The following is a 24,919-nucleotide window of genomic DNA, read 5'->3' as shown; positions in this document are numbered from 1 at the left end:
TTCCGCGTCACGGGGACGGCGGCGGAGAAAGAACTCAGATGGTCTGGGTCGGGCGGTCGGAGGCCATGGAGCCACCGAGCGCGGCTTCGATGCGCGCCTTCAGCTGGCGCGACTTCTCGTCCGAGGGAAAGCGCACGCCGACGCCCGGCGCCCGGTTGCCAGCGGCGCGGGCCGGCGTGATCCAGGCGACCTTGCCAGCCACCGGATAGCGCTGCGGGTCTTCGGGCAGCGTGAGCAGCACGTAGACGTCGTCGCCCAGCCGGTACTCGCGCGTGGTCGGAATGAAGATGCCGCCCTCGGCAAACAGTGGGATGTAGGCCGCGTAGAGCGCGCCCTTTTCCTTGATGGCGAGCTGGATGACGCTCGGCCGGGCGGGCGTGGCAGACGAAGCGGCAGCGGCGGGAGCGACAGGTTGGTTCATGGGCGGCGAGCGGCAGAGTTTAGGGTGCTTCGCGCCTCGCTCACAAGCGCTTCGAGCATGAGGCCGGCGTTGAACGGGTGCTCGGCGGTCCGCGCGGCGGCGGCGAGCGACTTCGACCAGCGCGCCAGCGCCAGCTTGTGCGGGGCCGGTGGCAGGTCGGCCGCGTCGAAGAAACGGGGTTCGGCGCCGTGGCCCACCGCCATCAGGTCGTGGCAGAGCTTCTGCAGCGAGACGACGGCCTGGGCCGGCGCCTGGTCGGCCAGCGCGCCCACGTCGCCGCGCGACACGGCCTTGGGCAGCAGCGACCATGCCTTGGGCGACTGGCCCGAGCGCGCCAGCCGCAACGCATCGCTGGGCCGTCCGCCTGCGGCACGCAGCAGTTGCGCGGCATCGGCGGCCGGCACGTCCTGCGCCACCAGCCAGGCCTCGGCCTCGGCGGTTTCGGGCCATGGCAGCGTGAAGCCCAGGCAGCGGCTGCGGATGGTCGGCAGCAGCTGCCACGCGGCTTCGCTGGCGAGCACGAAGCGCACGTCGCCGACGGGTTCCTCGAGCGTCTTGAGCAGCGCGTTGGCGGTGATGGTGTTCATGCGCTCGGCCGGGTACACGAGCACGACCTTGCCGCGGCCTCGCGCGCTGGTGCGCTGGGCAAAGCCGACGGCGTCGCGCATGGCTTCGACGCGGATCTCGCGGCTGGCCTTGCGCTTCTTGTCGTCGATGTCGGACTGCGCCTTTTCGTCAAGCGGCCAGCCCAGTTCCTGCATCGCGACCTCGGGCATCAGCACGCACAGATCGGCGTGGGTGCGGACCTCGATGGCGTGGCAGCTCGCGCAGTGGCCGCAGGCGGCACCGCCCTCCTCCACCGGCTGTTCGCACAGCCAGGCGGCGGCGAGCGCCAGCGCGAGTTCGTACTGGCCGATGCCCGACGGGCCTTGCAGCAGCCAGGCATGGCCGCGCTGGCGCAGCAGTTCGGCCAGGGGCTGGCGCAGCCACGGGGTCAACGTGTTCACCGGCTCGCTCATCGCGCGGCTCCCCGCACCGGCGACAGCACGCCACGCGCCACCAGCGCGGTGTCGATCTGCTGCCAGACCTGGTCGCGGGCCTGGCTCGCATCGATGCGCACGAAGCGCGAGGCATCGGCGGCGGCGCGGGCCGCATAGCCCTGCGCCACGCGGCGGAAGAACTCGACGGGCTGAGCCTCGAACTTGTCGGGCACGCGCGCGCCGGCCAGGCGCTGGGCGGCGATCTCGGGGGCGAGGTCGAACCACACGGTCACTTGGGGCTGCAGCAGTTGCGACACCGGCAGACCGGCCCGGCCCGCCTGCACCCACTGTTCGAGGGTCGCCAGCACGGTGGTGTCGAAGCCGCGCCCCGCGCCCTGGTAGGCGAAGGTGGCGTCGGTGAAACGGTCGCACAGCACGACCTCGCCGCGCGCCAGCGCCGGTTCGATGACCTGGGCGATGTGGTCGCAGCGCGCCGCAAACACCAGCAGCGATTCGGTCAGCGGGTTCATCGGCTGCTCGAGCACCAGCCCGCGCAGCGTCTCGGCCAGCGGCGTGCCGCCGGGTTCGCGCGTGCGCACCACGGTGCGGCCCTGCGCCTTGAAGCGGGCTTCCAGCGCGTCGAGGTGGCTGGACTTGCCCGCGCCGTCGATGCCTTCCAGCGTCAGAAACAGACCGCCATTGCTGATCGAATTCATTGGGTCGCCTTGGGTTGGGAGCTGCTGCCGCCGCCTCGCTGGTAGCGGTTGACCGCGCGGTTGTGGTCGTCGAGCGAGCTGCTGAACTGGCTCGTGCCATCGCCGCGCGAGACGAAGTACAGCGACTTGCTCTGCGCCGGCTGCACCGCCGCCAGCAGCGCGGCCTTGCCGGGCATGGCGATCGGCGTGGGCGGCAGGCCGCCGCGGGTGTAGGTGTTCCAGGGCGTGTCGGTCTGCAGGTCGCGCTTGCGCAGGTTGCCGTCGAAGGCGGTGCCCATGCCGTAGATCACGGTCGGGTCGGTCTGCAGCGGCATGCCGATGCGCAGCCGGTTGGTGAAGACGGCGGCAATCTCCGCGCGGTCGTTGGCCTTGCCTGTCTCCTTTTCGACAATGCTGGCCAGAATAAGCGCCTCATCGGCCGATTTGAGCGGCAAATCGGCCGCGCGTGCCGCCCAGGCGGCCTCGAGCTTCTTGTCCATGGCCCGCATGGCGCGCTGCAGCAGCGCGATGTCGGTCGAGCCCTTCGAGTAGGTGTAGGTGTCCGGGAAGAAGCGCCCTTCGGGGTGCAGGCCCGGCTTGCCCAGCGCGGCCATCAGCGCGTCTTCGCTCATGCCCACGCTTTCGGGTTTGAGCTGCTCGGCCTTGGCGAGCGCGGCGCGCACCTGGCGGATGTTCCAGCCTTCGACCAGCACCACACTGCGCGTGGCCTCCTCGCCGCGCACCAGGATGTTGAGCAGCAGTTTGGGCGTGACACCGCGTTCCAGTTCGTAACTGCCGGCGCGCATCTGGCGGTCTTGCCCCGAGACGCGGAACCACAGGTACAGCAGCTGCGGCTGCACGTCGACGCCGGTGTCGGCCACGGCTTGGGCGATGCCGCGCGGCGTGGTGCCGGGCTCCACCGACAGGTCGACGCTGGGCGTCGGCAACTTGAGCGGCTGGTGCACCCACCAGAGACCGGCGCCGCCGAGCGCCAGGACGGCCAGGGCCACGAGCAGGAAGAGCGTGAGGAAGAAGCTGCGCACGAATCCGAGGAAAAGACGGAGGAAGAAAAAGGGCCTGCAAGACGATGGACACAGGCCCGCGGGAACGGCCGGCCCCGTCGCTGCGACGGGGAATCCCTGCCGCCCCGAAGGAACAGGCACGGCCATGATAATTCAGCGATGACCACAGTCGTTCTCAACGGGGTGAGCACCCTGCCCCACCTCGGCGTGATCCGCGCCGAAGGCCCCGATGCCGCCAGCTTCCTGCACGGCCAGCTCACGCAGGATTTCTCGCTGCTCGGCGCCACCGAAGCCCGCCTGGCGGCGCTCTGCACGGCCAAGGGCCGCGTGATCGCCAGCTTCATCGGCATCCGGCCGCAACCCGAACTCATCCTGCTGGTGTGCAGCCGCGACATCCTAGCGGCCACGCTCAAGCGCCTGTCGATGTACGTGCTGCGCGCCAAGGTCAAGCTGACCGACGCCACCGAGCAGTTCGCGCTGCACGGCGTGGCCGGCACGGCCCTGACCGCCAACGGCCTGGACGCGGCCCTGCCGCCCGGTCGTCGCACGGCCATCGGCGAAGACATCAGCGTGGTGTCGCTGTACCCGGCCGACGGCGTGCCGCGCGCGCTGTGGATCGCGCCGGCCGACCAGAAGGCGCCCGTGGGCCCGACGCTCGACGCCGCCCTGTGGCCCTGGAGCGAGGTGCGCAGCGGCATCGTCACGCTGACCACCCCGGTGATCGAGGCCTTCGTGCCGCAGATGATCAACTACGAGTCGGTGGGTGGCGTGAACTTCAAGAAGGGCTGCTATCCCGGCCAGGAAATCGTGGCCCGCAGCCAGTTCCGCGGCACGCTCAAGCGCCGCACCTACCTCGCGCAGACCGATGCCCCGCTGGCCGCGGGCCAGGAGGTGTTCGCAGCCAACGACGCTGAACAGCCCGTGGGCACCGTGGCGCAGGCCGCGCCTGCGCCCGACGGCGGCTGGTCGGCGCTCATCTCGATCCAGATCGCCGCGCTCGAGGCCGGCGGCCTGCACGCGGGGGCGCCCGGCGGACCGGCGCTGTCGGTCGAGCCGCTGCCCTACCCGCTGCTCGAAGACATCTGATTTCCCCTGCGTCCCTGCCTTCTTTCCGGGGGCGCTTGGCGCTGTCTCACCGACAGCGCCATTTTTTTGCGCGGCGCTTAACCCCGTTCGCGAGGCCCCGCCGTAGAAGCCTGCATCGATCCACTCCTGGCAAGGAAGCCACCATGATGCAGCGCAGACTTCTCCTCACCACCGTCCTGGCCCTGACCGCGCTGTCGGCGGGGGCGGAAAGCCCGATGCGGCCGTACCCCTCCGGTGCCAGCCGCATCGGCGGGCTGATGAACATCAGCATCGTCGACCGCACGAGCGGCGCCGAGCTGCCGATCTACCGCCACCGCGGCGAGTACTGGGTGGCCGGCCGCCCCGGCGCGCGCTATGCGATCCGGGCGCGCAACGCGATGGGCGAACGCATCATGGCCGTGATGTCGGTGGACGGCGTCAACGTCGTCACGGGTGAAACGGCCGGCGTCGGCCAGAACGGCTACGTGTTCGCCCCGCGCGAGCGCAGCGACATCGCGGGCTGGCGCAAGAGCGATTCGCAGATCGCGGCCTTCGAGTTCGCCGCCGCCGGCAACTCCTACGCGAGCCGCACGGGCCGCCCCGACGACGTGGGCGTGATCGGCGTCGCGATGTTCCGCGAACGCCGGCCTGAACCGCCGCCGCCGGTCGTGACGCCCTATCCGTCGCGCGACGAGTACAGCGGCGGCAACAGCAACCGCGAACGGCGCAGCGAGGCGCCGCCGGCACCGTCGTCGATGGGCGATGCGCGTGCCAAGGCGGCCCCACCCGCCGGCAATGCCGACATGGCCGCCGAGTCGTCGGCCAGCGCCATGGCCCGCCAGTCGGCGCCCAGCCCGAGCCTGGGCACGGCCCACGGACGGCGCGAGACCTCCTACGTCGGCAAGACGACCTTCGAGCGCGCCAGCTCGCAGCCCGACGAGGTGATCCGCATCCGCTACGACAGCCGCGAGAACCTGGTCGCCGCGGGCGTCATTCCGGTGCCGCAGCGCTGGCCGCGTCCGTCGGGCCCGTCGCCGTTCCCGGGCTCGGACCCCGGCTACGTGCCGGACCCGCCGGCCCGCTACTGATCGGGAGTGCTCAGCGCAGCGCGCGCCGCATCTCGATGTGCGCAATGCCGGCTTCCTCGAAAGGCTGGCCGTGCACCGCGTAGCCGAGTCGCGCATAGAAGCGCTCGGCGCTGCGCTGTGCATTGAGCGCCACCTCGCGGTCGCCGCGCGCGCGGGCCGCGTCTTCCAGCGCCTGCACCACGGCCGCGCCGTGGCCGCCGCTGCGCAAGGTGCGGTGCACCGCCATGCGGCCGATGTGCGAGACGCCGTCCTCGGCGGGCAGCAGCCGGCCGGTGCCGATGACCTGGCCGAGCCGGTTGCGCGCCACCGCATGCAGCACGACCGCGTCGTGCGCGTCCCACTCCAGCTCCTTGGGAATGTTCTGTTCCTCGATGAACACGGCGCGGCGCAGCGCGCTCGCGCCTTCGCCGAGCGTGGCCCAGTCGCCGGTCTCGACGGTGCGCATCGGCTCGCCGGCCTCGAAGGCCATCAGCGTCTCGCGCAGGGCCGCGGGCACCGGCTTCGAGGTCTGCGTGGCCGGGTCGGCGAACACGTAGACGAGCTCGCAGCCCACCAGGAACTCGTCCTGGCGGAACAGGCCGCCCTGGAAAATGATCGACGAGTTGCCGATGCGCGCGCACTTCATGCCCACGTCGATCACGTCGTCCATGCGGGCCGAGGCGCGGAAGTCGATGGTCGCCTTGCGCACGTACAGGTCGCCGCCCAGCGAATGCATCGCCTCTTCGTACGGCAGCGCCATCGCACGCCAGTAGTCGGCGATGGCGGTGTCGAAGTACATCAGGTAGTGCGCGTTGAAGACGATCTTCTGCATGTCCACCTCGGCCCAGCGCACGCGCAGGCGGTGGAAGTAATGAAAGTCCTCGCGGCGGACCGGGGTGTTGTTGTTCTCGCTCATGGGTTCAATGCCTCTTTCAGTGCGCGGGCCGCGTCGTTCTGCGCCTGCAGCGCTTCGGGAATCGCCCGGCCCATCTTGATGAATTCGTGGATCACGCCACGGTAGATTTCCAGGTCGACCGCCACGCCCGCAGCGCGCAGCTTGTCGGCGTAGGCGATGCCTTCGTCCACCACCGGGTCGGCCTCGGCCAGCCCGATCCAGGCCGGCGCCACATCGTCGACGTCGTCGGCCAGCAGGGGCGCGAAACGCCAGTCGTCGCGGTCGGCGGGCGTGTTCACGTACTGGCCGAAGAAGAAGTCGATCATGGCCTTGGTCAGCAGCGGGCCATCGACATGGCGTCGGTGCGACTCGGTGTCCTGGTGCGCGGCCATGCCGGGGTAGATGAGCAGCTGCAGCGCCACCGGCAGGCCGGCATCGCGCGCCAGGATGGCGCACACGGCCGCCAGCGTGCCGCCCGCGCTGTCGCCGCCCACCGCCAGGCGCGTGCCGTCGAGGCCCAGGCTCGCGCCCTGCGTGGCGATGAACTGGAACGCGTCCCAGGCATCGTTCGACGCGGTCGGAAACTTGTGCGCGGGCGCGAGCCGGTAGTCGACCGACACCACCGCGCAGCCGCTCTTGAGGCTGAGCACGCGGCACAGCGTGTCGTGCGTGCGGATGTTGCCGACCGTGAAGCCGCCGCCGTGGAAGTACACGAGCACCGGCAGCACCTCGGCCGACGGCGCATACAGCCGCGCGGGAATGGCGTGGCCGTCGCGCGCGGCGATGTGGAAGTCTTCGATGCGCGCCAGCTCGGGCTTGGGCACCTCAAGCACGCCCGCGCCTTTTTCGTACGAGGCCTTGGCTTCGTCGGGCGTGAGCTGGTCGAGCGGCGGATGGCCCGCGCGCGCCATGCGCTCGACCACGCCGGCCATCTTCGGGGTGAGTGCGGGTTGCGCGAGGCGGTTCGCCGTCGTGGTCGTGCTCACTTGAAAGACACCACCACCGGTTGCATGCGCGACAGCCCTTCGTAGCTCACCACCACCGTCTGCCCGGCCTTGGGCGGCAGCAGCGGCGAGAACGAACCCAGGCTGATCAGGTCGCCCGGCTTCAGCGCGATGCCTTCCTTGGCCAGCGCGCCGGCCAGCCACACCACCGCGTTGAGCGGGTGCTCGAGGATGTCCGATCCCTTGCCGGTCGCCAGCTCCTTGCCCTGCCCGTCCTTCATGACCACGCGCATGTCGCGCAGGCTCTCGAGCATCCAGGACTGGCCGTCGGCCGTGGCCGGCACATCGACCGGCAGCCCGCGCACGCCGAGCCGCGCACCGACGTTGATCGCCGCCACGCCCGGGCCGTTGAGCTTGGACGGCGTCTGCACCGCGAGGTCGGGCAGCTCGATGAAGGGAATGAGCTGGTCGATGTTGGCCAGCACCTCGGCCGGCGTCTTCGCCTTGTGGATGTCGGCACTCTTCACGCGCACCAGCATGTCGGCCTCGAACAGCGGCCGCGCGCCGAAGGCCGCATCGACCACCGCGCCGCTGTCCAGCAGCATGCGCTGGTAGAGCACGCCCCACACCGGCTGGTCGTAGTTGAAGCGCTTCTGCACCGCGGGGTTGGTGAGGCCCGCCTTGTAGCCGACCACGTCACCGAGGTTGCGCGCATGCAGCACGTTGAGCTTGGCGCGCGTGCAGGCGGCGTCGGCCTCGCTGAGGTTCTCGATGTCGGCGGCGGGCGTGCGCGCTGCCTGCGCGGCGGCGAAGTCGGCCACCTGGGTGTCGCTGAGGCAGGCGGCCTGGGCCGAGGCGGCCAGCAGCGCTGAGCCCAGTGCGACAGACGCAAGGGTTTTGTTGGTGGGCAAGAATGTCCCCTCTTGTTAGATTCGAACGGTCAGCAATCGTACTGCCCTCGGGCGTTCCCCCTCATGGCCCTCATCCAATACCTCACCCAGATCCAGTTCGAATTCGGCGCCATCAAGCTCCTGTCGAGCGAGTGCGCGCGCATCGGAATCAACCGCCCCCTGATCGTCACCGACGCCGGCGTGCGCGCGGCCGGCGTGCTGCAGAAGGCGCTCGACGCCATCGCCGATCTCGAGGTCTCGGTGTTCGACCAGACGCCGTCCAACCCGACCGAAGCCGCGGTGCGCGCCGCCGTCGAGCTGTACCGCAGCGGCCGCTGCGACGGCCTCATCGCCGTGGGCGGCGGCTCGGCCATCGACTGCGCCAAGGGCGTGGCCATCGCGGCCACGCACGACGGCCCGCTCAAGACCTACGCCACCATCGAAGGCGGCTCGCCCAAGATCACCGAGCGCGCGGTGCCGCTCATTGCCGTGCCCACCACCAGCGGCACCGGCAGCGAGGTGGCGCGCGGCGCGATCGTCATCGTCGACGACCACCGCAAGCTGGGCTTTCACAGCTGGTTCCTGATGCCCAAGGCCGCCATCTGCGACCCCGAACTCACGCTCGGCCTGCCGCCCCGGCTCACGGCCGCCACCGGCATGGACGCCATCGCGCACTGCATGGAAACCTTCATGTCGGCCGCCTTCAATCCGCCGGCCGACGGCATCGGCCTCGACGGCCTGGAGCGCGCGTGGGGCCACATCGAACGTGCGACCAAAGACGGCAGCGACCGCGAGGCGCGCCTGAACCTCATGAGCGCGTCGATGCAGGGCGCCATGGCCTTCCAGAAGGGCCTGGGCTGCGTGCACTCGCTGAGCCACAGCCTGGGCGGCGTCGATCCGCGCCTGCACCACGGCACGCTCAACGCCCTCTTCCTGCCGGCCGTGATCCACTTCAATTCGGGCGCCGAGTCGGTGCAGAAAGAACAGCGCCTGCAACGCATGGCGCAGGCCATGCACCTGGACTCGGCCGGCGACCTCGGCCACGCGATCCGCGACATGAACGCGCGCCTGGGCCTGCCCAAGGGCCTGGCCGAAGTGGGCGTGACGCCCGCGATGTTCGAACAGATCATCGACGGCGCCATGGCCGACCATTGCCACAAGACCAACCCGCGGCTGGCCACGCGCGACGACTACAAGGCGATGCTCGAAGCGTCGATGTAAAACCTTTGCGTCACTCCTGCTGCGCAGGCGTGCATTCGCTTTCACAAAAGGCCGTTTCGACGGCCTTTTGCATGGGGCGCGTCATGGATGTGACACGCGGCGTTTTCATACTGGCTTGGCCCCATCTGCAGAGGCTTCGCATCCGTGAAAGCCCGAGGGGTCAGGGAAGTGTCGAATGCCGCGTACCGTCCAAGTCCATACCGTCCTGAGCGCCGAGCAGCTCAAGTTCCGCGCGATGCGGGGACACGAAGGACTCTCGCAACTCTTCGAGTTCGAGGTCGACATGGTCAGCACCAGCTTCAACCTCGACCTGAAGCGCCTGCTCGGCACCTCACTCACGCTGGCCATTGCCGACGACGGCACAACGCGCTACCTCAACGGCACCGTGGTGCGCTTCGAGCTGGTCGGGCGCGCCAACGAAACCGGCCGCCACTACATCTACCGCGCGCTCGTGCAGCCCTGGCTGTGGTACCTCACGCGCACCACCGACTGCCGCATCTTCCAGAACCAGAGCGTGCCCGAGGTGCTCGATGCGGTGCTGGGCAAGTACGGCTTCCAGTTCGAGAAGCGCCTCACGGGCAGCTACCGCCCCTGGGAGTACTGCGTGCAGTACCAGGAGAGCGACTTCGCCTTCGTGAGCCGCCTCATGGAGCACGAAGGCATCGCCTACCACTTCGAGCACGGCAACGGCTCGCACCTGCTGGTGCTGGCCGACGACACGGGCGGCTACCACCCGCTGCCGGGCCACGCCCGCATTCCCTACCGCCCGCGCGACCGCGTGGTGAATGCGCTGGAGCCCTGCATCGACCGCTGGCGCGTGGCCGAGCAGATCACCTCGGGCCGCGTGATGCTCGACGACTTCGACTTCAGGAAGTCGCGCGCCTCGCTGCAGAGCGTGCAGCAGGACCCCAAGGGCCACGACCACGCGACCTACGAAGTCTATGAATGGCTCGGCGGCTACAGCGAGCACCAGCAAGGCGACGCCTACGCGAAGATCCGCCTGCAGGAGCTGCAGTGCGCGCACGAGCTGGCCTCGGGCCACACCAACGTGGTGGGCATGGCGCCGGGCCACCTGTTCGAGATGACGCACTGCCCGCGCGAGGCCGACAACCGCGAGTACCTCGTCACCGGAACGCGCTACGACCTGCGCGAGCCCGAGTACTCGACCGGCGGCAGCAGCGAATCGGTGTGCGAGTTCGACTTCACCGTGCTGCCCTCGGCCGTGCCCTACCGCCCCGCGCGCACCACGCCGCGCCCGCGCACCAACGGCCCGCAGACCGCCACCGTGGTCGGCCCCGAAGAGATCTGGACCGACCGCTTCGGCCGGGTGAAGCTGCAGTTCCGCTGGGACCGCTACGGCCAGTCGGACGAGAACAGCTCGTGCTGGGTGCGCGTGTCGAGCAACTGGGCCGGCGCCAACTACGGCACCATGCACATGCCGCGCGTGGGCCAGGAAGTGATCGTCGATTTCATCGGCGGCCAGCCCGACCGCCCCATCATCACCGGCCGCGTCTACAACAGCGACCAGATGCCGCCGTGGGAGCTGCCCGCCAACGCCACGGCCAGCGGCATCCTCACGCGCTCCAGCACCGGCGGCGCGGCCAACCAGGCCAACATGCTGCGCTTCGAGGACCGCGCGGGCGCCGAGCAGATCCTGCTGCACGCCGAACGCAACCTCGACGTCGAAGTGGAAGCCGACGAGACCCACACCACCGACGGCACCCGCACCACGCTCATCAAGGGCCACGAGTCGGCCACCTACCAGGACGGCGAGACGCGCGACATCACGGCCGGCGCGACAGAGACCATCACCGGCGGCGACACGCGCGACGTGACCGGCGGCTTCAGCGAAACCGTGAGCGGCGGCGTGACGCAGCGCATCACGGGCGGCAAGACGCGCACGCTCAGCGGCGGGCTGAACGACACCATCTCCGGCGGCGTGACGCTCGCCATCAGCGGCGGCTTCAACGGCACCATCGACGGGCAGGAAATCCGCTTCGTGAGCGCGGGCCGCAACGACACCATCAACACGTCGAACACCGTGCACGTCAACGGTCCGTCGAACACCACGGTGACCGGCCCCACGGTCCACACCTCGCCGGACGTGACCTTCAACACCACGAACCACATCCACAACACGACGCAGCACGTGATCAACACCAACGTCTACAACACGACGTCCAACACCTACAAGAACATCACGAACGACTACACGAACAACTCGAAGACCTACATCAACAACTACGCCAAGAGCAACGACTGGCGCTGGTACCGCGCGGGCGGCGTGGGGGCGCGTTTTTCGGCGGTCGGGCTGGCGCTCGACCTGTGGGGGCTGCGCCAGCAGAACTACATCCTCAACTCTCAGTTCTCGGGCATCCGGCTCGACGTGGCGGTGTTCCGCTCGCAGAACTCGGCCACCGAGATCGAGGGAAAGATGCTCAAGGTCGCGAACATCGGCATGAAGATCGCCAGCGGCGGCCTGGCCTTCGCCGCCAAGGCGATGACCGTCAAGGTCTGAGCCGACCGAGTGCCGATGGCCCTCTGGGAACAGATCCTCTGGAGCGTCTTCGCCGTGATGATGGGCGGGGCGCTGCTGGCCGGCGTCGCGGTGGTCGTCACCGCCACGCGCGAGCAGCGCAGGTACACGCAGGAGCGGCGCATCGGCGAACGCCTGGGCCTTGCCGGCGTAGCCACGCACGGCGTGGTGGCGCAGGTACGGCGCTCCGAGCACCAGCTCACCAGCCCGGGCAGCCATGGCCAGTGCATGGTCGCGCTCGAATTCACGCTGCAGATGCCGCCGTCGTCCCCGGTGCCGAGCGTGGTGCTGCGCACGCTGGTCGACGAACTGCTGCTGCCCCGCCTCGCGGTGCCGGGCGCGACCCTGCACCTGGTCCAGGACCCGGCGCACCCCGACGTGGTGGCGGTCGACCGGCAGCGCACGCCGCTCGAAGTGGCCCCCGCACGGAGCTGACCCCCATTGAAAACCGTCAAGCCGCTGCGGCTGAGCGTCATCACACGCCCCTTCCTGCGGGGCCACCAGCAACGCCTGGGTGTCACGCTGATGGGCATGGTGTCGATGGACGCCGCGCCCGTGCTGCTGCCCGAGCCGGAGTTCTGGAAGATCGCTGCCGAAGAGCTCGGCCCCACGGGCGCCATCGACCTGGGCATTCCCAAACCCCACGCCGAGTTCCTGGCCACCGGCTACGCTTACACGCACCATCAGGCCGACAAGACCGCCTGTGCCGTCGCGATGCGCGTGGGTGAGCTTTCGCGCCAGCTGCTGGTGTTCGGCGACCGCTTCTGGCTCGACGGCCGTTCCACCGCGCCGCAGCCCTTCGAATCGATGCGGCTCGACGCCACGCGCGCCTACGGCGGCCCCGGCTTTGCCGAGAACCCGCAGGGCATCGGCCACGCGCTCGAGACCGTCAACGGCCTGCAGGTGCAGCGCCTGCCGAACATCGAAGACCCGCAGCAGCGCATCGACCGGCCCGACCGCGAGACCGAGCCCTCCGGTTTCGGCCCGATCGAGCTGACCCGGCCCAGCCGCATGCGCCTGATCGGCCGGCAGTACGACGGCCACTGGCGCGAGCACCTGTTCCCCGGTTTTTCGGAGGACATGGACTGGCGCTTCTTCAACGCCGCGCCGCCGCAGCAGCGCTGGCCCGCGCGCGACCACATCCCCGGCGGCACGCCCTACGAGATCTGGCACATGCACCCCACGCAGCCGGTGCAGCGCGGGCGCCTGCCCGACTGGCGTGCGCGCGCCTTCATCGCGCGCCGAAATGGACCCGGCCGCGAGCCGGAGCAGTTCGACGAGGTGCCCATGCGCCTCACCACGGCCTGGTTCTTTCCGCACCGCGGACAGGTGGCGCTGATCCACCACGGCGAGATCGACATCGTGGAAGACGACGCCGACGACGTGACCCATGTGATGCCGGCCATCGAAGCCGCGGGCGATGCACCGCGCCCGCTGGCGCACTACTTCGCCCTCCTCCAGCGCCGCTGCGATCCCGAGACCGGCGCGCTGCATGCCGCCCGCGACGACGAGCTGCTGCCCGCGCAGGCCATCGGCCCGTGGCTCGACACCCTGGACGACGGCGACGAATCCGCATTGGTGCGCAACATGCGCGAGCGCGGCGACCGGCTGCGCGCGGACCTGATGCAGCAGGCGCGCGAGGCCGGCCACGATCCGCGTCTGCTGCGCGAACGGCCGCTGCCCGAGCCTTTTCGCAAGGCACCGACGCTCGCCGAGCTGCCCGAGTTCATCGAGCGCACCCGGCGCTTCACGCAAGACCAGCGCCAGGCGCTCGAAAACGGCCGGCGCGAACTCGAACGCGCGGGACAACGCAACGCCGCCGACTCGCGCCAGGTCGGCTTCGACTCGGCAGAGTTGGTCTCGAACATCGACCGCACCACGACCAAGGGCCCGCCCGCCTTCGATGCGCAGACCGTGCTGCAGGGCATGTTCGGCATCGCCGCCGCCACGGGCACGTCCGCGCTGCCGCCCGCGCAGCAGCGGGCCTTCGCGGAGGTGGTCGAGAAAGGCCAGCGTGGGCTGATCGACATGTACCGGATGGGCGCGCAGCACCAGTCGCCCGCCGACGTGCTCGAAGGCGAACGCGCCGCCGAAGCACGCCGGCGCGTGCAGGACGCGATGGCCACCACACGCGACCTCTCGGAGATGGACCTCACGGGCGCCGACCTGTCGGGCATGGACCTGCGCGGCGCGCGCCTGCACCGCACGCTGCTGGAACACGCGAACCTCGAAGGCGCCCGGCTCGACGGCGCGGATGCCACCGAGGCCGTGCTCGTGCGTGCGCGCCTCGCGCGGGCCTCGCTCGCGGGCTGCGTGCTGCACCGCGCGAACCTCAGCCTGGCGCACTGCGTCCACACCGTGTTCGCCGGTGCGCAGCTGCACCACATCACGCTCGAGCAGACGCACTTCGACCATTGCGACTTCTCCCACGCCTCGCTGGAACACCTGACTGTGCTCGGCCTGCAGGTCGAACACTGCCGCTTCGAAGCCGCGCACCTTTCCTACGTGACCTTCCTCGAACAGACCCGCCTGCAGGACTGCAGCTTTCGCAGCGCCCTGCTCCACAAGGTCGGGCTGATCTCGTGCATCGCCGAGCGGCTCGACTTCAGCGCGGCCCGGCTCGAAGCCTGCGCCTGGGCCCACACGCCGGGCGACACTGGCATCGTCTTTCGCGGCGCCACCCTGCACACCACCTGCTTCGTCGGCACCAGCAGCCTGCGCACCATGGACTTCGAAGACGCGACGCTGGTGCAATGCGGCCTGCGCGAGATGCCGCTGGACGGTGCGCGCTTCGTGCGTGCCACGCTCGACACCTGCGACCTGTCGGCCTGCAGCCTCACGGGCGCCGATCTCAGCGGCTGCGATGCGCCCGAAAGCCTCTTCATCCGCGCCGACTTCACGCAGGCCTCGCTGCGCGGCGCCAACCTCATGCACGCCAGCCTGCAGAAAGCCCGCCTGGTCCGCACCGACCTGCGCGAAGCCAACCTGTTCCGCGCCGACGTCTCGCAGACCCTGATCGACAGCGTGACCGACACGCACGGCGCGCACCTCGAACAGGCGAAGACCCTCCCGCGCCGCGCCGCGGACCCGGCCCGATGACGCCGGCCGAGCTGGCAGCGAAGATCCGCGGCGGCGACCACATCCAGGACCAGGACTTCCAGGGCATGGACTTTGGTGGCATGGACCTGCGCGGCGGCAGCTTCGGCGCCTGCGATTTCCGCCGGGCGAACCTGCGCGGCGCGCGGCTGGGCGAATCGGTGTTCGACAGCTGCCGCTTCGACGACGCGGTGCTCGACACCGCCGACCTGCAGCACGCCGCCTTCAACCGCTGCGCCCTGCCCCGTGCGCAGTTGCGGTCTGCGGCGATGGCCCACGCCGTCTTCGCCGAGGCCGACCTGCGCGGCGTCGACATGAGCGCGGCGCAGGCGGGCCAGGCCACCTTCCACCAGAGCACGCTCGACGGCGCGGGCTTCGAGCGCGCGGACCTCACGAAGTCGGTGTTCGGCGAATGCCGCCTCGACGGCACGCGCTTCGACGACACGGCGCTGAACACCACCGTCTTCTACCGCGCGGCGCTGCGCGGCACGCGCTTCAAAGGTGCGAGCTTCCACAACGTGATCTTCGGCGAGGCCGACCTCGCGGGGCAGGACTTCTCGGCGCAGTCGTTTCATCTGTGCCAGTTCATCGATGCCGACCTCACGGGTTGCAACTTCGCCGGCGCGCGTTTGAGCCAGTGCAACTTCAAGGGCGCGAAGCTCGAAGGCGCGGTGCTGTCGGGCGTGCAGGCGCCGCAATGCCTGTTCCCCGAGGCCGACCTGCGCCGGGTGGATGCGCGCGGCGGGCACTTCGACCAGAGCCTGTGGGTCGGTGCCCGGCTCGACGACGCCGACCTGTCGGACGCGCGGCTCGAGCAGTGCGTGTTCCACCGCGCAAGCTGCCGCCGCACCGCGTTCGCCCGCAGCCACCTCGTGTACGCGGACTTCTCCTACGCCGACCTCGGCGATGCCGACCTGCGCGGCGCCACCTTCCACCGCACCCAGATGCACCGCGCGATCGAGACCGGCGTGCGCTGGAGCGATCGCCTCGGCGTGCTCGACAGCGACCCGGCGCTGTTCGAGGCCGAGCGCTTTTCCGCCGCCCGCGCGAGCCGCCCGCAACGCGCCGGCCGCGACACCTTCGGCCGGCCACTGCCGCCCGATCCACAGGACACCCTGCCATGAACCACCGAGTCCTTCGCGAACCTGTTTCGCAGCCGTCGGAGACGCCCGAGACCGAGATGCACGCACTGCTGCGCAAGCCGCTGCCAGCGGTCGCCGCGCCGGCCTGGACCGGCAGCGCGCTCGGCACCGTCGTGCAAACGCTGCCCGACGGCCGCTTCGTCGTCGAGCCGCAGCCAGGCGGCGCGCCCTGGCATTGCCCGCGCGCCGCGAGCTGCCTGCTGCAGCCTGCCGTGGGCGATGTCGTGCTCGTGGCCGGGCCGCAGCGCGACCAGCTGTTCCTGATCGCCGTCGTCACGCAGGCCGACCCCAGCCAGTCGCAGCTCGTGGCCGAGGGCGACCTCACGATCCGCTCGCGGCGCGGCGGCATCGCGCTGCAGGCCTCCGCATTCGCACTTCAGGCCGACAAGGCGACCGTCGACATCACCGACATGGCCTACCGCGGCGCCGAAGTGCGCGTGACCACACTGGTCGCCCGCTTCGTGGGCCGCACGCTCGAGACCGTGCTCGACCGCCTGAGCCTGCTCACGCGCTCGAGCTTTCGCCTCACTGAAGAGGTCGAGCAGGTGCGCGCGGGCCAGATCGACATGCAGGCGGCGCAAAGCCTGCGGCTGCACGCCAGGAACACCTTCGTCACCAGCCAGGCGCTGGTGAAGGTCGACGCCGAACAGATCCACATGGGTTGATACCGACAAGGAGCCAGAACCATGTTCGCCAACGCACAGATGATGGGAATGGACCTCGCGTTTCCCGATGTCTGCAAGACACCGCCCGCGCTGCCCGTGCCCTACCCCAACATCGCGCTCGGGCCCACGGCCCTGCCCAACGCCTGGAACATCCTGTACGGCGGCACGCCCGTGCACAACATGGCGACCACCACGCCGATCACCAACGGCGACAACGCCGGCGTGCTGATGGGCGTGGTGTCGCAGACGGTGATGGGGCCGTCGCGCCACATCACCGGCGCCTTCACGGTGCTGCTCAAGGGCACGCCCTGCACGCGCATGACCAGCCTGGCGGTGCAGAACCGCTGCAACATCGTGGGCATGCGCATCGTGCCCAGCCAGTTCAAGGTGCTGGTGCTGGCCCCCTGAAACAGCGCTGGAGGCTCAGTCGAGCTTGACGCCCGCCGTGCGGATCACCTTGCCCCACTTGGTGGTCTCGGACGCGATGAAGGCGTCGAACTCTTCGGGCGTGCTGCCCGCCGGGAAGGTGCCCATGGCATCGAGCTTGGCGCGCGTCTCGTCGCTCTTGATGATGCGCACCACCTCCTCCGACATGCGCTTGACGATCTCGCGCGGCGTGCCCGCCGGTGCCAGCATGCCGGCCCAGGTGCTGCCGGTGAAGCCCGCGAAGCCCTGCTCGATGAAGGTGGGCACGTCGGGCACGGCCGGCAGGCGCTTGTCGCCGGCCACGCCGATCAGCCGCACCTTGCCGGCCTTGCCCTGATTGATGAGGCCCGTGGGCGCGTCGAAGAACAGCTGGATCTGCCCGCCCATCAGGTCGGTCAGCGCAGGCACCGCGCCGCGGTACGGGATGTGGATCATGTAGGTCTGCGTGAGCGACTTCCACAGCTCGCTCGTGAGGTGCGCGGCCGAGCCGTTGCCCGACGAGCCGAAACTCACCTTGCCGGGGTGCTTGCGTGCGTAGTCGATGAGCTCGCGCGCGGTCTTGAACGGCGCGTCGTTGTTGACCGCCGCCAGCAGCGGCGACACGCCCATCAGCGACACGCCCACGAGGTCCTTGCGCGGGTCGTAGGGCAGCTTGGGGTACAGCGTGGTGTTGGCCGTGTAGGCCGCGATGACGACGCCGAAGGTGCTGCCGTCGGGCGCGGCCTTGGCCACGGCATCGACGCCGATCAGGCTGTTGGCGCCGGGCTTGTTGTCGATCACCACCGGCTGGCCCAGGCGCGTCTGCAGGCCCGCCTGCACCAGCCGCGCCATCTGGTCGGTGAAGCCGCCCGGGGTGTAGGGCACGACGATGCGGATCGGCTTGCTCGGCCAGGCGCTCTGCGCGAAAGACGGTGCGGCGAGGCTGGCTGCGGCGGCGGCCGTGGCAAGAGAAAAACGGCGGCGGGAGAGCGTGGCGTGCGGCATGGTCGGGAACCCTTCGGATGGCATGGATCGGACCATTCTCGAAGCGCGCTCCTGCGCCGGCGCTCAGGGTTTGTCCCCGACGGGACAAGCTGGGTTCAGAGCGGCAGGATGTCGCGCGAGCGCCCGTCGTCGCCGAGCCAGGCCTCGAACTCGTCCGACAGTCGCGTCGCCTCGCGCGTGGCCTGGCCCCAGGCCGCGATGCGCGCCTGCGCGTCGTTCGCGAAGCGGATGAAGTCCTTGCGGTCGGGCAGTTTGCCGTGCGGCAGCGTCTTCACCCATTCGGGATTCGGCGCGAGCACCACCATGCGGTCGAGAAAGCGCGTCGACTTGTGGCGCCAGCGCAGCCCCTTGTCGAGCCAGCCCGGCACCACGGCCTGCTGGAAGTGCGGGTACAGCACGATGCCTTCGTCTGCGGGCTGGTAGTCCAGGTGCAGGTGGTAGTCGGTGATGCCGCCGTCCCAGTAGGCGCCGCGCGGCGCGCCCGGGATGTCGTGCACCGCCGCCAGCAGGAACGGAATGGAGCACGAGGCCTGCAGCACCCGGTTGAAGTTGGCCTCGCTCAGCGCGTGCTGGCGCGTGCGGAAGTCGGTCGTGCCGAAAGGCAAGGCCGCACCGGGCGTGGAGAACACGCAGCGCTCCAGCCAGGCACCCAGGCTCTTGCGGTGCAGGCTGTTGCTCGCGAAGGCGCCCAGGTAGCCGACCGGCGTGCGCGCCCTGCCCTCGCGCCCCAGGATGTGACGCCCACGCGAGGTCACCACATGCAGCCGGTAGCGCGCATGGCCCAGCACCTCGCCGATGCGTCCGCCATAGAAGGTGTCGAGGCTCTCCGCGAAACGTTCGCTGAGCTGGTGCGGGCTGAGCCGCTTCTGGCCCGGCGGCACCTCGAACTGCTGGCGCACGTAGTCGTGCTCGAAGCGCCCGAAGGCCGCCTCCGGGTCCGACAGGCAGGCCGTGGCCAGCCGCCACGCACCGATCGACGCACCCACCAGGTCCACCGGCTGGCTCGACTGCGTGAGCCAGCGCCCGAAGATGAAGCGATCGAGCGGCCCGAGGATCAGCCCCTTGGGCCCGCCCGCCGCGCCGGGGATGGTGCGCACGTCCTGCGGGCGCAGGCCGTGCTGCTCGATGTGCTGGCGGGCCGCGGGGCCGGCGTAGATGCGCAGGGCTTTCATGCCAGTGGTGTTTGCAAGAAGCGTGCAGCACGGCGTGGGTGCGCCGCATCTCTCGCAGGAACGAGAGATTCAGTACGCGCATCGGCTGAGAACAGCAGGTCCTTGAGCGACGGTTTCGCCATCGCCCGCAACTGCTGCCATTCCGTCGCCTTCACCAGTACGGCGACCGCATCGCCACGCCTCGTAAGCATTTGCGGCCCGTCGGCCAAGCTGGCCTCCAGAATTCTGTCGAAGTTCGCTTTCGCGTCTTGCACAGGCCAGGATGTCATTTCGATCGCTCCCTCAGACTGTTCTCGAGCTGGTCAGCGACCGTGCGCCGGCTCGCAGCATCGACCTCCGATGCTGCGAACTGCCGGCTTACTTGCGCAACCCCTGCAGCTTGGCAAACGCACTCGCCATCTGCCCCGCCGGCTGCGGCGAGTTGTCGCGCCGGCCTTGCTGCTGCTGGCCGCGCCCTGCCCCTTCGAAGCGGTTGTCGCGCGGGCCGTCGCGGCGTGCGGGCGCGGCGTCGAGCTTCATCGACAGGCCGATGCGCTTGCGGGCCACGTCGACTTCCATCACCTTGACCTTGACGATGTCGCCGGTCTTGACGACTTCGCGTGCATCGTTGACGAACTTGTGGCTCAGCTGGCTCACGTGGACCAGGCCGTCCTGGTGCACGCCCAGGTCGACAAAGGCGCCGAACTGGGCGACGTTGCTCACGGTGCCCTCGAGGATCATGCCCTCGGTGAGGTCGGAGATGTCGTCCACGCCGTCGTTGAAGCGTGCCACCTTGAAGTCGGGGCGCGGGTCGCGGCCGGGCTTCTCGAGTTCGCCCAGGATGTCCTTGACCGTGATGACGCCGAATTTCTCGTTGGCGAACAGCTCGGGCTTGAGGGTCTTGAGCATGTCGGCGCGGCCCATCAGCTCGGCGATGGGCTTGCCGGTCTTGACGATGATCTGCTCGACCAGCGGGTAGGTTTCGGGGTGCACGCCGGTGATGTCCAGCGGGTCGGCGCCGTCGCGGATGCGCAGGAAGCCGGCGCTCTGCTCGAAGGCCTTGGGGCCGAAGCCGGTCACGTCGAGCAGCTGCTTGCGGGTGGAGAACGCACCGTTGGCCTCGCGCCAGCGCACCACGGCCTTGGCCACGCTGGCCGACAGGCCGGACACGCGGCTGAGCAGCGGCACGCTGGCGGTGTTCAGGTCGACGCCCACCGAGTTCACGCAGTCCTCGACCACGGCCTGCAGGGTGCGCGCGAGTTCGCTCTGGTTCACGTCGTGCTGGTACTGGCCCACCCCGATGCTCTTGGGGTCGATCTTCACGAGCTCGGCCAACGGGTCCTGCAGGCGGCGCGCGATGGAGGCGGCGCCGCGCAAGCTCACGTCGACGTCGGGCATTTCCTGCGAGGCGAATTCGCTGGCGGAATACACGGAGGCGCCGGCTTCGCTGACCACGACCTTGTCGACCGTCATTTCGGGCGCGCCGGCCTGCGCGGCCATCTTGGCCAGCAGCTTGATGAGGTCGCCGGCCAGCTTGTCGGTCTCGCGGCTGGCGGTGCCGTTTCCGATGGCGATCAGGTTCACGCCGTGCTTGGCGCACAGCTTGCCCAGCGTGTGCAGCGAGCCTTCCCAGTCCTTGCGCGGCTCGTGCGGGAACACGGTGGCGGTCTCGACCAGCTTGCCGGTGGAGTCGACCACGGCCACCTTCACGCCGGTGCGGATGCCGGGGTCCAGGCCCATCACGACGCGCCGGCCGGCGGGAGCGGCCAGCAGCAGGTCGCGCAGGTTGTCGGCGAACACCTTGATGGCGACCTTTTCGGCGTCTTCGCGCAGGCGGGTGAACAGGTCGCGCTCGGTCGACAGCGCCAGCTTCACGCGCCAGGTCCAGGCCACGCACTTGCGCAACAGGTCGTCGGCCGGGCGGGCGGCGTGGCTCCAGCCCAGGTGCAGCGCGATCTTGCCTTCGGCGATGCTGGGCTTGCCCGGCTCGGGCTCGACGGGCAGCACGAGCTTGGCGTCGAGCACCTCGAGCGCGCGGCCGCGGAACACGGCCAGGGCGCGGTGCGACGGCACGCGGCCGATGGGTTCGTCGTAGTCGAAGTAGTCGCGGAACTTGGCGATGTCGGCGTTGTTCTCGTCCTTGCCGGCCATCAGGGTGGACTTGAGCAGGCCTTCGTTCCAGAGCCATTCGCGCAGGCGCTGCACCAGCACGGCGTCTTCGGCCCAGCGCTCGGACAGGATGTCGCGCACGCCGTCGAGCACGAGGGGCACGGTGGAGAAATCGGGGCCCGGCTTGCCGTCGTCCAGCGTGGTGGCGGGCTTCAGGAAGGCCTTGGCTTCGACGGCCGGGTCGAGCGTGGGGTCGGCCAAGAGCTTGTCGGCCAGCGGCTCGATACCGAATTCGCGGGCGATCTGGCCCTTGGTGCGGCGCTTCTGCTTGAACGGCAGGTACAGGTCTTCGAGCTCCTGCTTGGTGGGCGCGAATTCGATCGCGGCGCGCAGCTCGGGGGTCAGTTTGCCCTGCTCGTCGATGGCCTTGAGCACCGCCACGCGGCGGTCTTCGAGTTCGCGCAGGTAAGACAGCCGGGCTTCCAGTTCGCGCAGCTGGATGTCGTCGAGGCCGCCCGTGACTTCCTTGCGATAGCGGGCAATGAACGGAACCGTGGCGCCTTCGTCGAGCAGTTCGACGGCGGCCTTCACCTGGTGCTCGCCGACCTTGATTTCAACGGCGAGCTGGCGAATGATTTTCTGCATGTCTTGAGCGCGTCCCTGGCAAAGCGCGGAAGTTTGCCATAGGCGACGAGGCCCCCCGCCGGGCACCGGCGCGGGATGGTTACAACGTGCTCTCGGCCGGCGCCGCGACCGCGGACTGCGGCAGCACTTCGCCGGGCATCACGAGCCGGATGCGCAGCCCGTGCGGCGCTGCGTCCATGACGGCCAGCTCGCCGTGCAGCGCATCGGCGCGCTCGCGCATGCTGCGCAGGCCCTTGCCGCCGGCCTCGCCGGCCGCCGCATCCAGGCCGCGCCCGTCGTCCAGCACTTCGAGCACCAGCCCGTGCGAGCGTTCGCGCGGGCCGAAGCGCACCTCCACGCGGGTCGCCTGCGAATGGCGCAGCACGTTCGACAAGGCCTCCTGCGCAATGCGGCACAGCTGCATCGCGGCCTCGGGCGACAGCGGCGGCGACAGCACCACGTCCTGCACGTTCCACACGAGCGTGATGCCGAGCCGGTCGAACGCCGGTTGCAGCCGGTAACGCAAGTGGCCCAGGCGCTCGCCGATGCTGGTGTCGGCCTGGTCGTCGAGGGAGTCGACCGTCAGCTGCAGCTCCAGCAGGCAGGCCTGCAGGGCCATCGACAGCTCGCGGGCGTCGGCGGAGCGCGGGTCGTAGCTGGCCATGAGGGCCACCAGCCGCGAACCGACGCCGTCATGCAGGTCGCTGGCGATGCGGCGGCGCTCGGCGAGCACGGCCTGCGCCTGGCGGTAGCGCACGAGACGGCGCCGCGTGAAATACCAGGTGGCCACGATCATGCAGAGCACGGCGACGTTCACCCCCTGCAGGGCCCAGAAGGCGGCCGGCACCTCGGTACCCAGCGTGGTGATCGCCGAGGTCGCGCGTATCACCTGCCCTACCACCGGCGTCAGGTGCAGCGCGAAGGCGAGTCCCACCCACAGCAGCATCCGCTGGCGCGAGGCACGCGGCCACAGCCAGATCAGGAGCACACACCAGGCGGCGATCGAAAGCCACACGAACTGGTCCTCCAGGAAATACGGCGGGAGCGGGGGCGCGGGCGCGCGCATGGGTGGCTCCGCTGCGAACGCGGCGCGCCCGAAGCGCGCCCTAGAGCAGCCCCCGGTGCGAGGCGAAACTCACGGCCTGCGCGCGGGTATGGGCGTGCAGCTTGCGGTAGATGTTCTTGACGTGCGCGTTAACCGTCTGGGCACTGATGGTGAGCTGCAGCGCGATCTCTTCCGTCACATATCCCGTGGCTACAAGTCGCAACACTTCGCGCTCCCGTGCCGACAGGGTCGCCTTGCTGTCCGGCGGGCGCACCGGGCTCGGATTGGCGCGCTGGTGGTCCAGGTGAACGAGCAGCCGGCGCGCCAGCCGGGGGGTGATGGCGGCCCCGCCATTCACCACCTGCAACACGGCCTGGGCATAGCTCTGGAACCAGGCGTTCTTCACCAGGTAACCCGAGGCGCCGAGCTCGAAGGCGTGCAGCACCTGGGGCTCGTCTTCCAGCGCGGAAATGACGATGATCTCGGCGGCGCTGCGGTGCTTCTTGGCCTCTTCGATGAGCTCGAATCCGCTGCCGTCTCCGAGGCGGATGTCGACCATGAGCACATCGAATTCATGCTGCATCAAGAGGCGCCTTCCCTCGCGCAGGGAGCCGGCCTGGCCTTCGAGCTGGATGCGCAGATCACCCAGCAGTTCCTGGGCGATGACACGGCGGACAAAGGGGTCGTCGTCGACGAGCAGGACACGAACGGGCTTGGTTTCCTGGCCCGTGAGGTAGTCCGGCCACGGCAGGGTATCCGCCGAGGGAGCCAGCAGCCCACCGAACTGGCCGGGATTGGAGAATTTCCTAGCGCCACCACCGACATCGGTCAATGAAATGTCGAGATCGTTTTCCATTTAAGCCCCCTTGTCACAGATAAAAGTCGCGACTTCGTGAACAAAAGTTAATCGATTTCTACTCTTTTTCCGGCTATCGGCTTTTTTGATTACCTTGGTTTCGTCTCGTTGCAATATTGCCAGATTGTGAACGAAAGTGATAGTGGCCACGAGGGAAACAGGGCCGGAAACCGGTCCCCCGCCGACGCCGAAAACGCGGCCGGGCATTGCTTTCGCCATAGCCTTGCACTACCCAGCCTGAGGCATTTTTCGATCCCTTCCCCCCGCTGAAACTGCATCCCGGTCGCAACGGAATCCATTCAATCCGTGCTCGCTGACCGTCGCTGATGGCCGGATTCCCCGGCGATCGGGTTCGTTTCAACACTATCGAGGAAGCATCATGAAGAAGACTCTTATCGCCATGGCAGTGGTTCTCGTGGCTGGCATCGGGACCGCAACCGGCAGCAGCGTGGCGCTCGCCGTCACCAACACCACGACCGGCTCCTCCAGCTCGGCAGGCTCGGTCGCCGCCAGCTCCGGAACGGGCAGCGCACTGAGCTACAACGCAGCCAGCTCCACCTCGTCGGCCACGGCCAACGCGGCGGGCGGCGCAGCAGGCAACGCCTTCCTGCGCGTCGGCGGCGCCACCGCCAGCGGCTCGGCCACCACGCAAGGACGCGTGACCAGCGTGGCAGCAACGACCGGCAACGGCGTGGCTGCAGGCGGTGCGAATGCACAGGCCAATGCGACCTCGAGCGCCAATGCGAACTACGCCGGCGGCGGCGCCAACCCCGTGAGCGGCTCTGCAGGCGGCGCAGCCGGCTCCACCACCAACAACACCGCAGCCACCGCTGCAGGTCCTGGCGGCGGTCTGGCCGTGGTGACGCGCACCTCGGGCACGACGGCCGGCTTCAGCGCCAATTCGGGCGCGGTCAACGGCATCGTCAACGGCACGACGACCTCGGCCACGTCGGGCTCGACCGGCGGCTCCACGGGCGTCATCAACTTCGCCGTGGGCAACGCAGCGGGCTTCAGCAACGGTGGCGGCACCGCCGGTGGCGCGATCTCCGGCGCAACGGCCAACGCTCCCTGAGCGATCCGGACCA

23 protein-coding genes are annotated in these 24,919 nt (G+C 69.5%); 10 read left to right on the top strand and 13 right to left on the bottom strand.

Annotation, left to right across the window (positions count from 1 at the left end; genetic code table 11):
- Nucleotides 1-34: 34 nt before the first annotated feature.
- Genes AC07XP_RS01835 through mltG form a run of 4 tightly spaced genes read right to left on the bottom strand, consistent with a single transcriptional unit; the run spans nt 35 to nt 3,139 of the window.
- Nucleotides 35-421: a PilZ domain-containing protein gene (locus AC07XP_RS01835; protein WP_159277007.1), complete on the bottom strand. Its 387-nt coding sequence runs from the start codon at nt 419-421 to the stop codon at nt 35-37.
- A complete protein-coding gene (locus AC07XP_RS01830) occupies nt 418-1,440 on the bottom strand; it encodes a DNA polymerase III delta subunit-related protein (RefSeq protein ID WP_095947640.1) in 1,023 nt (340 codons plus the stop codon). Before AC07XP_RS01830 ends, AC07XP_RS01835 begins: the two co-directional genes overlap by 4 nt.
- The gene (gene tmk, locus AC07XP_RS01825; RefSeq protein ID WP_495263733.1) at nt 1,437-2,108 is read right to left on the bottom strand and encodes a dTMP kinase; all 672 of its coding nucleotides are present in this window, start codon (nt 2,106-2,108) and stop codon (nt 1,437-1,439) included. Before tmk ends, AC07XP_RS01830 begins: the two co-directional genes overlap by 4 nt.
- A gap of 5 nt (nt 2,109-2,113) precedes the next feature.
- A complete protein-coding gene (gene mltG / locus AC07XP_RS01820; protein WP_159271839.1) occupies nt 2,114-3,139 on the bottom strand; it encodes an endolytic transglycosylase MltG in 1,026 nt (341 codons plus the stop codon).
- 138 nt (nt 3,140-3,277) lie between these two features.
- Between mltG and ygfZ the strand changes: the two genes are divergently transcribed.
- The gene (ygfZ, locus tag AC07XP_RS01815) at nt 3,278-4,204 is read left to right on the top strand and encodes a CAF17-like 4Fe-4S cluster assembly/insertion protein YgfZ (protein WP_070060618.1); all 927 of its coding nucleotides are present in this window, start codon (nt 3,278-3,280) and stop codon (nt 4,202-4,204) included.
- A 146-nt stretch (nt 4,205-4,350) separates the two neighbouring features.
- Nucleotides 4,351-5,271 (top strand): hypothetical protein, encoded by a 921-nt coding sequence (locus AC07XP_RS01810; protein WP_495263625.1) that lies wholly within the window; start codon nt 4,351-4,353, stop codon nt 5,269-5,271.
- 10 nt (nt 5,272-5,281) lie between these two features.
- Here AC07XP_RS01810 and AC07XP_RS01805 read toward each other — a convergent pair whose 3' ends face one another.
- The 3 genes from AC07XP_RS01805 to AC07XP_RS01795 are packed head-to-tail and all read right to left on the bottom strand — an operon-like array spanning nt 5,282 to nt 8,000.
- Nucleotides 5,282-6,166 (bottom strand): YbgC/FadM family acyl-CoA thioesterase, encoded by an 885-nt coding sequence (locus AC07XP_RS01805; protein WP_495263624.1) that lies wholly within the window; start codon nt 6,164-6,166, stop codon nt 5,282-5,284.
- Entirely contained in the window at nt 6,163-7,077 is a 915-nt protein-coding gene (locus tag AC07XP_RS01800; RefSeq protein ID WP_095747605.1) for an alpha/beta hydrolase, read from the bottom strand. Before AC07XP_RS01800 ends, AC07XP_RS01805 begins: the two co-directional genes overlap by 4 nt.
- A gap of 50 nt (nt 7,078-7,127) precedes the next feature.
- Nucleotides 7,128-8,000 carry a 2-keto-4-pentenoate hydratase gene (locus tag AC07XP_RS01795; protein WP_307583706.1) on the bottom strand — a complete coding sequence of 291 codons (873 nt, stop codon included), beginning with the start codon at nt 7,998-8,000 and terminating at the stop codon, nt 7,128-7,130.
- Between the two features lie 63 nt (nt 8,001-8,063).
- On the opposite strand from AC07XP_RS01795, the gene gbd reads away from it, so the two are divergent.
- The 7 genes from gbd to AC07XP_RS01760 all read left to right on the top strand — a co-directional run bounded on the left by gbd (nt 8,064) and on the right by AC07XP_RS01760 (nt 17,047).
- Complete coding sequence (gbd, locus tag AC07XP_RS01790; protein WP_095947634.1) at nt 8,064-9,200, top strand: 4-hydroxybutyrate dehydrogenase; 1,137 nt, start codon at nt 8,064-8,066, stop codon at nt 9,198-9,200.
- A 175-nt stretch (nt 9,201-9,375) separates the two neighbouring features.
- Entirely contained in the window at nt 9,376-11,718 is a 2,343-nt protein-coding gene (locus AC07XP_RS01785) for a type VI secretion system Vgr family protein (protein WP_495263623.1), read from the top strand.
- 15 nt (nt 11,719-11,733) lie between these two features.
- On the top strand, nt 11,734-12,171 hold the full coding sequence (locus AC07XP_RS01780; protein WP_495263622.1) for a hypothetical protein: 438 nt from the start codon (nt 11,734-11,736) through the stop codon (nt 12,169-12,171).
- 6 nt (nt 12,172-12,177) lie between these two features.
- Nucleotides 12,178-14,835: a DUF2169 family type VI secretion system accessory protein gene (locus AC07XP_RS01775; RefSeq protein WP_495263621.1), complete on the top strand. Its 2,658-nt coding sequence runs from the start codon at nt 12,178-12,180 to the stop codon at nt 14,833-14,835.
- On the top strand, nt 14,832-15,956 hold the full coding sequence (locus AC07XP_RS01770) for a pentapeptide repeat-containing protein (protein ID WP_495263620.1): 1,125 nt from the start codon (nt 14,832-14,834) through the stop codon (nt 15,954-15,956). Before AC07XP_RS01775 ends, AC07XP_RS01770 begins: the two co-directional genes overlap by 4 nt.
- Nucleotides 15,953-16,639 carry a DUF3540 domain-containing protein gene (locus AC07XP_RS01765; RefSeq protein WP_495263619.1) on the top strand — a complete coding sequence of 229 codons (687 nt, stop codon included), beginning with the start codon at nt 15,953-15,955 and terminating at the stop codon, nt 16,637-16,639. Before AC07XP_RS01770 ends, AC07XP_RS01765 begins: the two co-directional genes overlap by 4 nt.
- 21 nt (nt 16,640-16,660) lie before the next feature.
- A complete protein-coding gene (locus AC07XP_RS01760) occupies nt 16,661-17,047 on the top strand; it encodes a DUF4150 domain-containing protein (protein ID WP_056580973.1) in 387 nt (128 codons plus the stop codon).
- 15 nt (nt 17,048-17,062) lie between these two features.
- Here AC07XP_RS01760 and AC07XP_RS01755 read toward each other — a convergent pair whose 3' ends face one another.
- The 6 genes from AC07XP_RS01755 to AC07XP_RS01730 form a co-directional block, all read right to left on the bottom strand.
- A complete protein-coding gene (locus AC07XP_RS01755) occupies nt 17,063-18,049 on the bottom strand; it encodes a tripartite tricarboxylate transporter substrate binding protein (RefSeq protein WP_495263618.1) in 987 nt (328 codons plus the stop codon).
- Between the two features lie 95 nt (nt 18,050-18,144).
- Entirely contained in the window at nt 18,145-19,221 is a 1,077-nt protein-coding gene (locus AC07XP_RS01750) for a patatin-like phospholipase domain-containing protein (RefSeq protein ID WP_307693630.1), read from the bottom strand.
- A complete protein-coding gene (locus tag AC07XP_RS01745; RefSeq protein WP_495263617.1) occupies nt 19,218-19,490 on the bottom strand; it encodes a type II toxin-antitoxin system Phd/YefM family antitoxin in 273 nt (90 codons plus the stop codon). Before AC07XP_RS01745 ends, AC07XP_RS01750 begins: the two co-directional genes overlap by 4 nt.
- Before the next feature lie 88 nt (nt 19,491-19,578).
- Nucleotides 19,579-21,954, bottom strand: a complete 2,376-nt coding sequence (locus AC07XP_RS01740; RefSeq protein WP_495263616.1) for a Tex family protein — start codon at nt 21,952-21,954, stop codon at nt 19,579-19,581.
- Between the two features lie 79 nt (nt 21,955-22,033).
- Nucleotides 22,034-22,948, bottom strand: a complete 915-nt coding sequence (locus tag AC07XP_RS01735) for a sensor histidine kinase (RefSeq protein ID WP_491513539.1) — start codon at nt 22,946-22,948, stop codon at nt 22,034-22,036.
- 91 nt (nt 22,949-23,039) lie between these two features.
- Nucleotides 23,040-23,834 carry a LuxR C-terminal-related transcriptional regulator gene (locus tag AC07XP_RS01730; protein WP_062472928.1) on the bottom strand — a complete coding sequence of 265 codons (795 nt, stop codon included), beginning with the start codon at nt 23,832-23,834 and terminating at the stop codon, nt 23,040-23,042.
- Between the two features lie 379 nt (nt 23,835-24,213).
- Here AC07XP_RS01730 and AC07XP_RS01725 point away from each other — a divergent pair, with 379 nt between their 5' ends.
- Nucleotides 24,214-24,906, top strand: a complete 693-nt coding sequence (locus AC07XP_RS01725) for a hypothetical protein (protein ID WP_062472930.1) — start codon at nt 24,214-24,216, stop codon at nt 24,904-24,906.
- The last annotated feature ends 13 nt before the right edge of the window (nt 24,907-24,919 follow it).

The organism is Variovorax sp. GW531-E2, from assembly GCF_059423125.1.
The sequence above is the reverse complement of the archived record's forward strand: the minus strand, read 5'-3'. Positions and strand labels throughout refer to the sequence as shown.